The sequence below is a fragment of the Acinetobacter sp. M5A5_2a genome (assembly GCF_053345265.1).
In genome coordinates this window covers 213807-228613 of the sequence record NZ_JBKEZV010000003.1, presented here as the reverse complement: position 1 = coordinate 228613, position 14807 = coordinate 213807, and the positions used below count along the sequence as shown (strand labels likewise).

The following is a 14807-nucleotide window of genomic DNA, read 5'->3' as shown; positions in this document are numbered from 1 at the left end:
GCGACTTTTTATCGGTACTTACCAAATACTTTCCATACACCGTTATCTGCTAACGGGTCATTATAGCTATCACTACGTTGCTTTCTTGGCTTATCACGGGCATCGACTAATTTAAAATGCGGCTCAACCCCTAACACAATACCATTGGTATAAAAACGTGAACGGGTATATTCACTTTGGCCATGTTGGAATACATAGGTTCTTAAGTCGATAAATTCACGATGAGCCACCAGTGCAGCAGTATCGTCACTCTGCAACCATTCTTGCATTGTAAAAATCTGATCTGTTTCGAACTGCCCACATTTTTCAATAAGACTTGCAACGCCGCGGAAAGTTTTAGACTCTTTCGCACGTGTTTTATTAATCCGAATTCGGTCTACATGAAAAAAGAACAAGGGTAAATTTAAATGACTTGGCAAATGAATGGCATCTGGTAATTCATCTTCCATAAAAGGCTGAAAAAGTTCTTGTGCCCTTTCAATTAAACTTTGCCATTGTTGGTAATAGATTTCGACTTCTTGTTGTAAACCATAATAGATCGGCAGCCCTTCCACATGTTCTAAATATTGAGGCGGGAAAATATGCTGTCGTAATAAAGCGATATCCGTTTTTAAACTTTGAATAGCAATTGCATCTTGCATATTAAACCTCCCGATACTTAGGCTATTTACAGACTAAGGCAAAGGTTTTGTTTCCGCAAGGCTTTGCCTATAATAAGCAGCTCTATTTTTGCGGGAATAAGTCATGTCTCAAAAGATCAATGCAACAGATGTTACTGAAGAAGAAGCTTTAAATGCGGTTTTCTTTGAGCGTGCGGATGAATTTATCAAACAAGCGAATGATTTTTGTCGCCCGCCAAAAGGTGAAAAACCAGATCCAGCCGAGCTGCGTGGTCAAGTGAGTGCAGCAATGTTATTTGCTAGTGCCCGTTTTAACACATGGGTAGCAGCAAATAATTTTAAAGATGGCGATGAAATGCGTGATGCTAAAGATCAAGTCATGTCTTATCTTGTGCAACAATTTCAAATGATGCTTGAAGATAACTTTGATGAGTACTGTGAACAGTTCGAAAATTATTTACGTTTCCGTAAAAATGAAGATTTTCACGCGCATAAACATGATCATTAAAATGATTTAACAACCCAAATAAAAAGCCACAATTGAGTGGCTTTTTATTTAAAAGAAGACTTTATTTTTTTGCTGCCTGACCATATTGATCAGCCATTACCTCAACTAAATGTTCAGGTTTAATATATTTTTTAATTGCTGCATTTACATCAGCAACAGTCAGTTTAGTCAGATTTTGATCGTGTTTTACACGGTCCATTAATGTTTTACCTGACTCAAGCTGGAGATTTAACATCCCATGAATATTACGTTCATCTTCTAATGCCGTAACACGTTTTTTCATGATATCTGCTTTTGCAGCTTCAAGCTCTTGCTCTGTCACACCATTTTTCAACAAGTCATTCAACACTTTATGTATTGATGCAGAAACCTGCGCTGAGCGGCCCGAAGTATAATTAGCGCTAATACTTAAAGCACCTACGTTAGTATCACGATCAAGCTGTAATCCACTTCCAAAACCATACACTAATGCATTTTTCTCACGAAGCTCTTGAGCCAAACGTGATGAAATTTGAGACTCACCTAAAATATAGTTAAGCAAAATGAGAGCAGATGCATCTGGATGGTTTTTCCCAACGGGCAGTGAAAGCACGCTTTGGTAGCTACCAAATTCGCGCTGCTCAGATAAAACATGCACTTGCTGTGCTGGAAAATCGACATGATTAATCAAGATTTTTTGATAAGGCTGTTTACCATTCCAACGACCAAATTCCTGATTAAGTAATTTCTGCATTTTTTTCGCATCAAACTTGCCCGTAATCGCGATTTGAGCATGGTTCATTGCAAAGAAATGCTCGTACAATTCTTTCACTTGTTCTTGAGTGGCATTTTTCAATTGCTGTTTTGCCAACTCTGGTTCAAAGTGGTAACGCAAATCTCCCGGTTGATATTCTTCGAGTAAACGGGAAAGTGTTAAACCTGCTACAACATCCGGTTCAGTATACGGACGATCTAAACTAGATAAGCTCTGCGATTTAATCAAATCAAATTGAGATTGCTCAAATTTCGGATTTTTCATCACATCAAGAACAAACTCGAAAAATTCATCAAATTTTTCTGATTTAGACTGAATATTAATGGTCATGCCATTGCCGTCAGCACTTGCATAAGCCGCGCCGCCCGCATCAATCGATTTATCAGCAATATCTTGCAAACTGTATTTATCGGAACCACGTAGTAATAAATATGAGGTTAAATCGACTACCGTACCTTTATTAAATAAAGATTTCTCTGTTCCGAAATCCATCGTAATTGTGGCATAAGTACGATCATCACGTGTTTCAACTGGGAATAAAGCATACTTCATTCCATTTTTCAGCTTTCCACGAATAATCTTTTTCTCATTACTTTCTACATACTGTTTTGAAGTTTTTAAAAACTCAGTAACTTCTTGTTGATAGGCTTTCGGGTCTTTTAAAGGTTCTGCCTTTGCTTCCACCTGATCTAAGGTTTTAGGCGCATCTTTTGAGTTTTGTTGTTGAGCTTTTTTCTGATCTTCAGGTGTTGGCAAAATATCACCGTCAATACGATGCTCAGCAACAAGGAACTGTTTTAAAGTTTGATTTACTTCATCTAGCTTAACGTTTTCTACTGAATCTAAGTCTTTAAAATATTGATCCCATTGCCCACCAGCGACCGTGTAATCACTCAAACGTGAACCAAGTGCTACCGCATCTTTAGTGATTAAGTCGCCTTGAGTTTTCATTAAACTCTTAACACGATTTAATTCCACTTCAGTAAAAGGCTTTCCTTTTTCAATACCCGCTAGCAAAGAGCTTTCAACTTTTTTAGGGTCATTACTTGGTGCATAAATAGCGCCTAGAAATACCACATTAAAATCTTGGTCTAACCACGTACTCGCATCAACATTTGTGGTAATACCAGTTTCAACCATGTTCTGATATAGATGACCACTTGGTTGCATGGTATATAACAAAGGAGCTAAAGCGAGTGTCGGCTGAATTTTGGTGTTTTTTCCATTCATATAGATATGGAACTTCGCCAGATCGCTCCCCTTTTTCACCACAAACTGACGATTTTTTATTTTTGTAGAATCGAGTACAGGAATCTGTACAGCTTTAGGAACATCACGCGCCGCGATTGGACTAAAATATTGATCAATTGTTTTTAAGACATCTGTTTTATCGAATTTACCCGAAACAACCATGACGGCATTATTCGGTGCATACCAACTACGATAAAAACGGTCTAGCTCAGGCATTTTAATAGATTTAAGCTCAGGTAAATCACCAATCGGTAAACGACCTAAATATTGATTGCCATAAGCCGATTTCCACATTTGATCCATCAGGACAGCAAAAGGCTGATCCATACGAACTTCACGTTCACGCTTTACGATTTCAATTTCGGAAGGAACAAATTTTTCTTGTAGAACCAATTTATCCATACGTTCAGATTCAAGATACAACACTTCATTGAGTGCAGTCTTTTCTGGACGAACGATATTGGTATACTTGGTCGAATAATAATCCGTACTCGCATTCGTCATTAACGTATATTGATCTAAACGGCGCTGGAATTCTTCCCCTTTAACATTTTTTGTCCCCTTAAAAGCCAAGTGCTCAAGCAAATGAGCTAAGCCGCTTTTGCCTTGCGGATCATTTAATGAACCTGTTAAATAAATGGTATTAATAAAGATTTTATTTTCTTTGTCATTCGGTGCAAGTACAACCCGAAAACCGTTATCTAATTTATATTCCTCAATATTTTGCTTGCTTTTTACTAGTGTGGTTTGTGCCCAAGACGCAGCACTTAAACTAAGGATACATAGGGAGAGAGTCAGTTGTTTAAACTGCATAAACATATAAATACCAATTAATTTGAATAATAAAAAATCAATAGTTGTGGGACTATAGTAGGAAATTTAAGCTGACATTAATAGTAAAGTTTTGAAAAAAAAGCCGTTTATTTAAACGGCCTTATATTTTAAAGAAAAATTTCAGCTTGCATATAAAGTTTCCCATATCCTGAAATTTCAATACGTTCTTCAGACAGAATATTGCAATATAAAATGCCTCCGCGGCTAGAAGCCTGATAAGCCACAATATTATTTTTCCCAAGCTTTTCTGCCCATAACGGTGCTATAGCAGTATGAATTGAACCTGTTACGGGGTCTTCATCAATACCCGCGACAGGTGCAAAATAGCGAGAGACACAATCATATTGCTGGTCGGCTTTTGATGTTATTGCAACATCCACATCATTTGCTGTAACAGCAGTACGTAACTTACCTAATTTTTTTAGCAAATTCATGTCTGGTTTTTCATCCAATACATCTTGAACTGACTCATATTCAACGACGTAGGCATAAGGATTTTGATAAACCGCTTTAAAAGGTTTGCTTAAAGCTTGACGTAAAATAGCCGGATAATCTTCAACTTGATGAGCTTTACAAATTGGAAAATTCATTCTAATTTTGCCGTCTTCATCTTGATGAACCACAAAAAGTCCTAAGTTTCGTACATGAAAATTAATCGTCTTTTTCTTAGTAAAATCTTTAAATATTACAAAAGCACTGGCAAGGGTGGCATGCCCACAAAAATCAGCTTCAACTGTTGGAGTAAACCAACGGATTTCATAATTTTCAGAGTCTATGATTTTTACAAAAGCAGTTTCAGACAAGTTATTTTCAAATGCTATCTTCTGCATTAAATCTGCATCTAGCCATTCTTTTTCAACAACAACAGCGGCGGGATTTCCACGAAATAACTCTTTTGTAAAAGCATCGACTTGATACATTTTCATGATATTCAACTCTTTTAAATTAACTCATTGTCTTCAATTTTTTTAAATATAAACAGACACAGATTTTTAAAAATTAGCATTACAGCAATCATTCACACATAAAAAAACGACCCAATCCAATGAGATTGAGTCGTCTCTTACAGTTTATTAGTGATGTGTTAGTTCAATTTCATCTTCACTGTTTAATATTTCTTTATCTGTCTGGCCCATAAATTGACTAGTAACAACACCCGCAGTCATTGAACCATTTACGTTTAACGCAGTACGTCCCATATCAATTAATGGTTCAATTGAAATAAGAAGCGCAACCAAAGTTACAGGTAAGCCCATTGCAGGAAGTACGATCAGTGCAGCGAAAGTTGCACCACCGCCAACACCAGCCACACCAATTGAACTTAAGGTCACAATACCGACTAACGATGCAATCCACATTGGATCTAGCGTGTTAATTCCCATCGTTGGCGCAACCATTACCGCTAGCATTGCTGGATATAAACCAGCACAACCATTTTGGCCAATTGTCGCACCAAAAGAAGCAGAGAAACTTGCAATAGATTCAGGAATACCTAAACGACGAGTTTGCGCTTCGATACTTAGTGGAATGCTGGCAGCACTTGAACGGCTGGTAAATGCAAACGTTAAAACTGGAGCAACTTTCTTAAAGAATTTAAGTGGAGAAACACCGGTAAGCGTCAAAATAATCGCATGTACGACAAACATAATCGCCAAGCCTAAATAAGACGCCACCAAGAAACCGCCTAAGTTTAAGATATCTGCTACGTTAGAACTTGCCACAACTTTGGTCATGAGTGCAAAAACACCATAGGGTGTAAGCGTCATCACTAAACGAACAAGCTTCATTACCCAAGACTGTAAAGTCTGGATTGCAGTTAAAATACGCTGACCTTTTTCTTCATCATCTTTCATTAGGTTGAGCGCTGCTATACCTAAGAAGACGGCAAAGATAACCACACTAATAATTGAAGTTGGGTTGGCACCAGTTAATTCAGCAAATGGATTACTTGGAATAAAGGAAAGAATAAATTGCGGCACACTTAAATCGGTAACTTTGCCTACATAATCTGTATTAATGGCAGTTAAGCGTGCAGTTTCAGCAGCACCTTGCACCAAGCCTTTTGCAGTTAAGCCAAACAGGTTAGTAACAAATACCCCTACGAGTGCAGCAATCAGCGTTGTAAATAGTAAAGTACCAATCGTGTAAAAACTGATTTTGCCTAAAGACGATGCTTGGTGTAATTTTGCAACCGCTCCCAAAATAGACACAAATACCAAAGGCATGACGACCATTTGTAAAAGTTTTACATAGCCATTTCCAACGATATTAAACCAGCTAATAGATTCAGCAAGAATCGGATGGCCACCGCCATAAATCAAATGTAGTCCTAAGCCAAACACCACACCTAGAATTAAGCCAGCCAGAACTTTTTTTGATAAGCTCCAGTCCGTTTTACGTGTTTGGGCGAGTAAAAATATTAACCCGACAAAAACCACAATATTGATGATTAAGGGTATATTCATTCCCAAACTCCAAATTATTGCTTGTGTCATCTTTCAAGAGGGCATATTTGACCATAGCCGGCCTATATAAACTACCCTTTTCAACAATTTTATAGCATCAAGATGATTACAAACCTGCGTGAGAATATAAAATGACTTTTAAATACATATATATCACTTTTAATTTATAAATTACGTAAGATATTTATGTATAAAAATCAGCCTCCACCTAAGCAACCTTTAATTCAAATTGTTGCTCAATAAAATAAATAAATTGCTTTAAATTGGTTCCCCATGTTTCGGGTAACTGGGCAACTAAATATGTAGTGAAAAAAGCAGATTCCGTATTTAGTCCAAAACAATTGACGGACACTTTATCTGCAACTTTTGCCAGATAAGACTTAGGTAATAAAGCAAAACCAACACCCAATTCTACACAACTCACAATACCGTCCAGACTTCCCATTTCCATAATTTGCGAAGGTGGAATACTAAAGTCATTCAAGAAAAGCTCTATTGCATGTCGATATGAACAACCTTGCCGAAATGCTATAAACCTTGTTTTTGCAAGGGTTGCCATATCTGGAAAGCTCTCTTGTTGCTTAGGGCAAACCAGAACCAGCTCTTCATGCCACACTGGAAAACTATATAACTCAGGGATGGAATATTTAGATGCCACAAAAGCACAATCCAATTCCCCCTGATGTACAGCATTTAATAAATAACGTGTCGGATGAGTTTGGAGCTCAATAGGCAAAGTAGGATATTGCTGCATACATTGATTGAGTAACTGTGGCAAACGTATTGCAGCAGTGGTCTCCATACTTCCAAGTCGGATTGATTCAGCAGGATCAATTCCACCGTCTTGAAAGATTTTTTTAGCTTTATGGTGTAGTGCAAGCATTTGAACAGCATAACTATGTAGCTGTTGTCCTGCATTGGTTAGCGTCACTGGGTTATGGCGATTTAATAAAATCACCCCCAACTCTTCTTCAAGTTTTTTTATATGGCTCGTGATATTCGATTGAACGGTATACATTTTTTGTGCAGCCAATGAAAAACTTCCACTCTCTGCGACCGCCAAGAAAAACTCTAGTGACTTTAATAACATTTCACTATCTCAAAATAAGATAACTATCATCTTATTAAATCATTTTTAATGATCACAAAACTAGCTTTTAATAATAAAAAAATTGAGAGCCTTCTCATGTCTACGTTTTATCGAATGAGCTTACTTGTCTTTTTGGCAACTTGTTTGGGTATTGGAGTGTTCAGATTTTCCTATACTGCGCTCATGCCCATCCTGATTGAGCAATATCACTGGACCCATGATTTTGCCAGCTTCTTAGGAAGTGCAAATTTATTGGGATATCTCATTGGTGCCTTATTGGCGTTATTGGGTATTAAAGAAAAGTACATCCCATCCATGATCGTACTCTCAACTATTGCCGGTAGCCTCAGCCTACTATGCTGCTCATTCATGGATATGCCTCTGGCATGGTTCATTTTCTGGCGTACGATTTCTGGTATTGCTGGCGGCTTACTTATGATTTTAGCCCCAAGCTTTGCCATGAAATACATTCCCACCACGCAAAGATTAAAAGTTAATTTTTTAGGATTTAGCGGGATTGGCGTGGGTGTGTTATCTGCCACCATTATTATTCCTGTACTTAAAAATATACCTGTGCATTATGTTTGGGATATTTTTGCGGGCATCTCCATATTAGGAAGCGTACTGCTTTATCAATTATTAAGTCGTAATACGGCTCAGATGATTAAGCCGTATTCTACAAACCTGCAAGCCTCACAAAAATCACGTTTAGGTCTTGTCATTATTATTGCCTATATGTGCAGTGCATTTGCTTATATTCCTCACTCTCTATTCTGGATGGATTATTTATCTGGAACTTTGCATTTTTCATTAGAGCAAAGGAATTTATTTTGGGTTCTCTATGGAGCAGGAAGCTGCATTGGTGCATTTGTCGCTTATTGCTTAAGCAGAATAATGGGATATTTACAAACCATTAAATGGTTATATGCCATTTACTGTCTAGCTGTTGTTTTACCTTTCTTTTCCCAGACCACTTCTTTGCTCGCTTTATCTTCCGTTCTTACAGGATTACTTACTCCCGCAACGGTGTTTATTAGCTCTTATAGTCTGCTACAGATTTATGAACAGCGTTATCAAAAGCTATGGAGTCTGGCCACGATTGGGTTTGCTAGCACTCAGCTTTTAGGTGGTGTCGTCATTAGTACTTTGCATCATTTGCATTGGTCTTATGCACATCTCTTTCTTCTGGGTGGAATCATTCTACTCTTTGCAGTTTGCCTTTTACTTCCTGTACGTCCTACTTACATCTCAACTCTCGGAGAAACCGAATCATGAAATCTCTGTTCTTCCCGCTATTTTTAATTGCCTTTGTTCTTTTTATTCAGGCCCTAGATCAGAGTTATCAAAAGAAAGTCGGCATCACGAATACCACTAAACACCCTGAATTTTTGCAATAAAAAAAGCCCTCAACAGGGCCTTTCTAAACTTGTTTACTAAGGATTAGTTTTCTTTTAAATCATAACCAGCACGGCTTTTATCATAACTAGAACCACAAGGATCACCATTTGAGTTTTTACAAGTAGGTTCTGTATATGTTTTTGTTCCCATGCAGAATGCATAATCTTTAGGTTTGCCTTTCAAATCTGCACATATTTCTTCGCGTGTTGGTGGGTTTTTAAATGTGAAATTGAATTGTATTTTATCTTTTGGATCAACAATAGATTTAGAAGCCTCATCAATCTTTAAAGAATTAGATATTTCTTCAAATTCTTTTCGTTTTTCTCCACTAGAATAATGTGCTTTCTCAATAATTTTACTAGTTACACACATACGGAGAGAAGAAAAATTATCACCTGATTTTGAATGAAAAAATTCAATTCTATAACCTTCAGAATTAAACATCCTTCCACCGTCGTTGTTAGGGTAATAACCATGTGACATTGCACAAGATTCGACTAAACGATCTATATTGGCTGAAGATGTTGTACTAAATGCTAGGCATAAGGTGCTCAGGAGAATGCTAAATATTACCTTCATTAATTATCCTTAATAAGTTTTAAAAATATATTGTTATTGAAACTTTGCCGAAACATAAAATAAGCGACCTAGGTTAACTAAAGGTGCCCCTTTCTATATACAGAAAGTTCTGTATGGAGAATAGTGAGCTAAGAAATTGCAATCAAGGCAAAAAGTGACAAATTGAACACCCGCTAGTTAATGAAATTAATACCCCATATCAGCTCAAAATAACCTTTAGACTAGGCGTTATTCCAGAAGCTGGATTGCCAGATAGTTTTTTTAATAAGTAAGTCATAAAAAATACTAAGCCCTCTTTAAGAGGGCTTTTTTAATAGAGGAATTATTTAATCTTCCATGTGCTTAATAATCGCATCACCAAATTCAGAACAACGTAATAAGGTTGCGCCCGGCATTAAACGCTCAAAATCGTAAGTTACGGTTTTAGCGGCAATCGCTCCTGAAATTCCTTTAATAATCAGATCAGCAGCTTCTGTCCAGCCCATATCACGTAGCATCATTTCCGCAGACAAAATAATAGAACCTGGGTTTACTTTATCTTGACCAGCATATTTAGGCGCAGTGCCGTGAGTTGCTTCATAAACTGCAATTGCACCACCAATATTTGCACCCGGTGCAATACCAATGCCGCCTACTTCTGCTGCGAGCGCATCGGAAATATAGTCACCATTTAAATTAAGCGTTGCAATAACAGAGTAATCAGCTGGGCGCATTAAAATTTGTTGTAAGAAAGCATCTGCAATCACATCTTTAATGATGATATCTTTACCAGTTCTTGGGTTTTTAATTTTAACCCATGGACCACCATCAATCAGTTCTCCACCAAAACGATCTAGAGCCAGCTCATAGCCCCACTCTTTGAACGCCCCTTCGGTATATTTCATGATATTACCCTTGTGAACAAGCGTCACCGAAGGTTTATCATTTTCGATTGCAAACTGAATGGCTTTGCGTACTAAACGCTGTGAACCTTCTTTCGATACAGGTTTAATTCCAATACCACAGCCTTCTGGGAAACGGATTTTTGTCACACCCATTTCTTCTTGAAGGAATCTAATGACTTTCTTAGCCTCTTCAGAATCGGCTTTCCATTCAATCCCTGCATAGATATCTTCAGAATTCTCACGGAAAATGACCATGTCTGTTAATTCAGGATGTTGAACTGGTGAAGGTACGCCTTCAAACCAACGCACTGGGCGTACGCAAACATATAAATCTAATTCTTGGCGTAAGGCAACGTTAAGTGAACGAATACCACCACCCACTGGTGTCGTTAAAGGACCTTTGATTGAGACAACGAACTCACGAAGTGCTTCAAAAGTTTCTTCCGGCATATAGCTGCCATAAATTTTATTGGCTTTTTCACCGCAATAGACTTCCATCCATTCGATTGAGCGCTTGCCACCATAAGCTTTTAAAATAGCAGCATCTACGACTGCTTTCATGGTTGGTGTAATATCCACACCAATACCATCACCTTCAATGAAAGGAATAATTGGATGATTTGGTACATTCAGTGACAGGTCTGCATTTACTTTAATTTTGTCGCCATCTGCAGGAACCACGATCTTCTGATAACCCATTATGTGAATTCTCCCTTTTATAATACTTAATTAACTAAAAATAATTATCGATACACAATACTTTCAACTCTTCTTAACGCATAATAGCTTAATTGAAATTAATCATTTTTGGGATTTATATGAGAAATAATAAGATTTCTCACTTAAATAAACCTCAATGTTTTCTCTAGTTATTTGAAAGAAGAAGTCATTTTTTATGAAAATTGTCATTCTCAACAAACCATATGACGTTCTCTCCCAGTTTCGTAAAGACGAAGCGCATATGACCGTCTCTGACTTTGTTGATGACCCGACTTTGCGTTTGGCAGGCCGTCTTGATATGGACTCTGAGGGTTTAGTTTTTTTAACTGATCATGGTGGTCTGAATCAGTTCATTACTAACCCTGCAAATAAAAAATACAAAACGTATTTAGTTCAAGTTGATGGCGATGTAACTGAAGAAGCGCTTGAGCAACTTCGTAAAGGTGTAGAACTTAATGATGGCATGACGCTTCCTGCCACAGCCATTAAAGTTAGTGAACCTGAATGGTTATGGGAACGTAACCCGCCTGTACGTTTTCGTGCAAATATTCCAACATCTTGGATCGAAATTTCAATTTGCGAAGGCCGTAACCGCCAAGTTCGTCGTATGACTTCTGCGGTAGGTTTTCCAACTTTACGTTTAATTCGTACGAAAATTGGTTCAATTGATTTAGTTCAACTCGGTTTAAAACCTGGTGATGTTAAAGAAATTGAGCCTTTGCTTTACCCTGACTTTAAAGATGTTCCAGCTGAAGAACCTTATCGTTCACGTTCATATGTGAAAAAACCAGGTGGTACTGGCGGTAAACCAATGGTTCGTAAGAATAAAGACGGTTCTACGAAAAAGTCTGGTACAAAACGTATTTGGCAAATGGATGAAGGTGAAAAACCTCGTCGTAAAACTAATGGTACAACTCGTCCAAATGCTAAAGCACCACGTGGTCGTGGTCGCAATGATCGATAAGATGTAAATTTTCAAAGCTCACCTAGGTGGGCTTTTTTAATGCCTTTTATTTTTCTAAAAATAAAAAAACCGGTGCATATGCACCGGCCCTTAAGCTATTTACTAACGAGTTAGTAATTAAGCCTCAACAGTTGCAAGAGCTGCATTGAATGTAGCACTTGGACGCATTACAGCATCTACTTTTGCTTTATCAATTGCATAGTAACCACCGATGTCAGCTGGTTTACCTTGCACTTGAGCAAGTTCAGCAACAATCTTCGGTTCTTCTTCAGCTAAAGTTTTTGCAAGAGGAGCAAATTTAGCTTTCAACTCAGCATCTTCGTCCTGTGCAGCAAGCGCTTGAGCCCAGTAAAGTGATAAGTAGAAATGGCTACCACGGTTGTCAATCTCACCCGTACGGCGTGATGGTGACTTACCATTGTCAAGTAACTTGTCAGTCGCTTCATCAAGAGTCTTCGCAAGTAACTTAGCACGAGCATTATTTTCTTTAATACCCATCTCTTCTAAAGAAGCTGCTAAAGCAAGGAACTCACCAAGCGAATCCCAACGCAAGTGGTTTTCTTCAACAAGTTGCTGTACGTGTTTTGGCGCTGAACCACCCGCACCAGTTTCGTACATACCACCACCCGCCATAAGCGGAACGATAGACAACATTTTCGCAGAAGTACCAAGTTCCATAATTGGGAACAAGTCTGTTAAGTAGTCACGTAAGATGTTACCAGTCACAGAAATAGTATCTAGACCACGTACTACACGCTCAAGTGTGTAACGCATTGCACGAACTTGAGACATGATCTCAATATCCAAACCATTCGTGTCATGATCTTTTAAGTACTTTTGTACTTTCTTGATCAATTCATTTTCGTGTGGACGGTATGGGTCAAGCCAGAAGATCGCAGGCATGCCTGAGTTACGTGCACGAGTTACTGCAAGTTTTACCCAGTCACGAATCGGAGCATCTTTAACCTGACACATACGCCAGATATCGCCTTCTTCAACATTTTGAGTCAATAACACTTCGCCAGTGTCAAGATCGGTAATGTTTGCAATACCAGCTTCTGAAATTTCAAAAGTCTTGTCGTGAGAACCGTATTCTTCAGCTTTTTGAGCCATCAAACCAACGTTCGGTACAGTACCCATAGTCTTCGGATCGAAGTTACCATGCCACTTACAGAAGTTGATCATTTCTTGGTAAATACGAGCAAATGTTGATTCTGGCATAACAGCTTTAGCATCATATTGCTTACCATCAGCACCCCACATTTTACCACCAGCACGGATCATAGCTGGCATAGAAGCATCAACGATGATGTCGTTTGGTGAATGGAAGTTTGTGATGCCTTTTGCCGAGTCAACCATTGCAAGTGCAGGACGGTGTTCTTGACAAGCATGTAAATCTTCAATGATTTCTTCACGTAATGATGTTGGAAGAGTTTCGATTTTCTCGTATAACCCAGCCATACCGTTATTGACGTTAATACCTAATTCGTCAAATAACTTACCGTGTTTTTCGAAAGCTTCTTTGTAATAGATTTTCACACAGTGACCGAAAACGATCGGGTGTGAAACTTTCATCATTGTCGCTTTTACGTGTAGCGAGAACAAAATACCCGCTTCTTTACAATCATCAAGTTCTTTTTCATAGAAATCACAAAGTGCTTTCTTGCTCATGAACATTGAATCAATAATTTCGCCGTCTTGTAGCGCAACTTTTGGCTTAAGAACAATGCTCTTACCACTGTTCGTGATAAGTTCCATTTTCACGTTACGTGCGCGATCAAGTGTCATTGATTTTTCACCATGGTAGAAGTCACCTTCTTCCATATGTGAAACATGAGTTTGTGACCACTGTTTCCACTCGCTCATTGAATGAGGGTGTTTTTTTGCGTAATTTTTAACTGCTGCTGGAGCACGACGGTCAGAGTTACCTTCACGAAGGACAGGGTTTACTGCTGAACCAAGGCACTTGCCATAACGAGCTTTGATTGATTTTTCTTCTTCGGTTGCAGGATTTTCCGGATAATCAGGAATTGCATAACCTTTTGATTGAAGCTCTTTGATACATGCAGTTAATTGCGCAACAGACGCACTGATATTCGGGAGTTTGATAATGTTAGTATCTGGATCTTGTGTAAGACGACCTAGCTCTGCAAGGTTGTCGGATACCTTTTGCTCTTCACTTAGGTATTCAGCGAATTCTGCGAGCACACGTGCAGCTACAGAGATGTCACTTTTAATAATCTCGATGCCAGCTGGCTTAGTAAAGGTCTCAATGATCGGCAGTAGCGAATAGGTCGCCAATAGTGGCGCCTCGTCAGTCAGTGTGTAAATAATAGTTGACTTTTCACCAGCCATATATAGCCCCTTCCGTTTGATTGAGTGTTGAGGACCGAGCTTTTGGCCCAGTGCCTACGAACCGATATGCTTAAATAAAACCCTGAGAGTATCGGCTCTCATTGCCTTCCAGTCAACGAAATATCCAGTGATAACGACATTTCGTAGCGAAATAATACATAATTCAAATATATAGATAATTTTCTGATATCTAAGTCATTGTAATACGCATATTCAGATCACTTTTCAGGCATTAAACATTATTAAATTACATGAGATATCTTTCAGTGTTCTGACAATTATTATACTTTTCATTCAAAATAAACTCAAAGGTAAAACGGATTTCACCATTTGGACGTACTTAAAAGTAAAAACCGATGTGCAAAACATCGGTTTTTTATAAACT

The 14807-nt window shown here is 38.2% G+C and carries 12 protein-coding genes; 4 read left to right on the top strand and 8 right to left on the bottom strand.

Annotation, left to right across the window (positions count from 1 at the left end; genetic code table 11):
* Positions 1 to 8: 8 nt before the first annotated feature.
* Positions 9 to 641, bottom strand: coding sequence for a hypothetical protein (locus ACLBWE_RS05635; protein WP_005038977.1), 633 nt, complete (start codon positions 639 to 641; stop codon positions 9 to 11).
* 103 nt (positions 642 to 744) lie between these two features.
* Between ACLBWE_RS05635 and ACLBWE_RS05630 the strand changes: the two genes are divergently transcribed.
* Positions 745 to 1128 (top strand): DUF3144 domain-containing protein, encoded by a 384-nt coding sequence (locus tag ACLBWE_RS05630; protein WP_004643612.1) that lies wholly within the window; start codon positions 745 to 747, stop codon positions 1126 to 1128.
* Between the two features lie 61 nt (positions 1129 to 1189).
* Here ACLBWE_RS05630 and ACLBWE_RS05625 read toward each other — a convergent pair whose 3' ends face one another.
* The 4 genes from ACLBWE_RS05625 to ACLBWE_RS05610 form a co-directional block, all read right to left on the bottom strand.
* Positions 1190 to 3952 (bottom strand): M16 family metallopeptidase, encoded by a 2763-nt coding sequence (locus ACLBWE_RS05625; protein WP_447601645.1) that lies wholly within the window; start codon positions 3950 to 3952, stop codon positions 1190 to 1192.
* 122 nt (positions 3953 to 4074) lie between these two features.
* Entirely contained in the window at positions 4075 to 4893 is an 819-nt protein-coding gene (locus ACLBWE_RS05620; RefSeq protein WP_447601643.1) for a PhzF family phenazine biosynthesis protein, read from the bottom strand.
* 147 nt (positions 4894 to 5040) lie between these two features.
* Complete coding sequence (locus tag ACLBWE_RS05615) at positions 5041 to 6432, bottom strand: L-cystine transporter (protein ID WP_004643616.1); 1392 nt, start codon at positions 6430 to 6432, stop codon at positions 5041 to 5043.
* A gap of 208 nt (positions 6433 to 6640) precedes the next feature.
* Positions 6641 to 7522, bottom strand: a complete 882-nt coding sequence (locus ACLBWE_RS05610) for a LysR family transcriptional regulator (RefSeq protein WP_447601640.1) — start codon at positions 7520 to 7522, stop codon at positions 6641 to 6643.
* 48 nt (positions 7523 to 7570) lie between these two features.
* Between ACLBWE_RS05610 and ACLBWE_RS05605 the strand changes: the two genes are divergently transcribed.
* Together ACLBWE_RS05605 and ACLBWE_RS05600 are read left to right on the top strand one after the other, a co-directional pair.
* Entirely contained in the window at positions 7571 to 8797 is a 1227-nt protein-coding gene (locus ACLBWE_RS05605) for a YbfB/YjiJ family MFS transporter (RefSeq protein ID WP_447601638.1), read from the top strand.
* Positions 8794 to 8919 (top strand): hypothetical protein, encoded by a 126-nt coding sequence (locus tag ACLBWE_RS05600; protein ID WP_080758342.1) that lies wholly within the window; start codon positions 8794 to 8796, stop codon positions 8917 to 8919. Before ACLBWE_RS05605 ends, ACLBWE_RS05600 begins: the two co-directional genes overlap by 4 nt.
* Positions 8920 to 8962: 43 nt before the next feature.
* Here the strand turns inward: ACLBWE_RS05600 and ACLBWE_RS05595 are convergent, their stop codons facing one another.
* Positions 8963 to 9499 (bottom strand): hypothetical protein, encoded by a 537-nt coding sequence (locus ACLBWE_RS05595; protein WP_424614144.1) that lies wholly within the window; start codon positions 9497 to 9499, stop codon positions 8963 to 8965.
* Positions 9500 to 9825: 326 nt separating this feature from the next.
* The gene (gene icd, locus ACLBWE_RS05590) at positions 9826 to 11082 is read right to left on the bottom strand and encodes an NADP-dependent isocitrate dehydrogenase (protein WP_042898072.1); all 1257 of its coding nucleotides are present in this window, start codon (positions 11080 to 11082) and stop codon (positions 9826 to 9828) included.
* Positions 11083 to 11278: 196 nt separating this feature from the next.
* On the opposite strand from icd, the gene ACLBWE_RS05585 reads away from it, so the two are divergent.
* Positions 11279 to 12067, top strand: coding sequence for an rRNA large subunit pseudouridine synthase E (locus ACLBWE_RS05585; protein ID WP_003650388.1), 789 nt, complete (start codon positions 11279 to 11281; stop codon positions 12065 to 12067).
* Between the two features lie 117 nt (positions 12068 to 12184).
* Here ACLBWE_RS05585 and ACLBWE_RS05580 read toward each other — a convergent pair whose 3' ends face one another.
* Positions 12185 to 14422 carry an NADP-dependent isocitrate dehydrogenase gene (locus tag ACLBWE_RS05580; RefSeq protein WP_017391874.1) on the bottom strand — a complete coding sequence of 746 codons (2238 nt, stop codon included), beginning with the start codon at positions 14420 to 14422 and terminating at the stop codon, positions 12185 to 12187.
* Between the last annotated feature and the right edge of the window lie 385 nt (positions 14423 to 14807).

Bases quoted from the DNA above. Each gene is read 5' to 3' on its own strand.
- ACLBWE_RS05600 (WP_080758342.1), top strand. From the start codon at position 8,794: ATGAAATCTCTGTTCTTCCCGCTATTTTTAATTGCCTTTGTTCTTTTT.
- ACLBWE_RS05625 (WP_447601645.1), bottom strand. From the start codon at position 3,952: ATGTTTATGCAGTTTAAACAACTGACTCTCTCCCTATGTATCCTTAGT.
- ACLBWE_RS05615 (WP_004643616.1), bottom strand. From the start codon at position 6,432: ATGAATATACCCTTAATCATCAATATTGTGGTTTTTGTCGGGTTAATA.
- icd (WP_042898072.1), bottom strand. From the start codon at position 11,082: ATGGGTTATCAGAAGATCGTGGTTCCTGCAGATGGCGACAAAATTAAA.
- ACLBWE_RS05620 (WP_447601643.1), bottom strand. From the start codon at position 4,893: ATGAAAATGTATCAAGTCGATGCTTTTACAAAAGAGTTATTTCGTGGA.
- ACLBWE_RS05605 (WP_447601638.1), top strand. From the start codon at position 7,571: ATGATCACAAAACTAGCTTTTAATAATAAAAAAATTGAGAGCCTTCTC.
- ACLBWE_RS05585 (WP_003650388.1), top strand. From the start codon at position 11,279: ATGAAAATTGTCATTCTCAACAAACCATATGACGTTCTCTCCCAGTTT.
- ACLBWE_RS05635 (WP_005038977.1), bottom strand. From the start codon at position 641: ATGCAAGATGCAATTGCTATTCAAAGTTTAAAAACGGATATCGCTTTA.
- ACLBWE_RS05595 (WP_424614144.1), bottom strand. From the start codon at position 9,499: ATGAAGGTAATATTTAGCATTCTCCTGAGCACCTTATGCCTAGCATTT.
- ACLBWE_RS05610 (WP_447601640.1), bottom strand. From the start codon at position 7,522: ATGTTATTAAAGTCACTAGAGTTTTTCTTGGCGGTCGCAGAGAGTGGA.
- ACLBWE_RS05630 (WP_004643612.1), top strand. From the start codon at position 745: ATGTCTCAAAAGATCAATGCAACAGATGTTACTGAAGAAGAAGCTTTA.
- ACLBWE_RS05580 (WP_017391874.1), bottom strand. From the start codon at position 14,422: ATGGCTGGTGAAAAGTCAACTATTATTTACACACTGACTGACGAGGCG.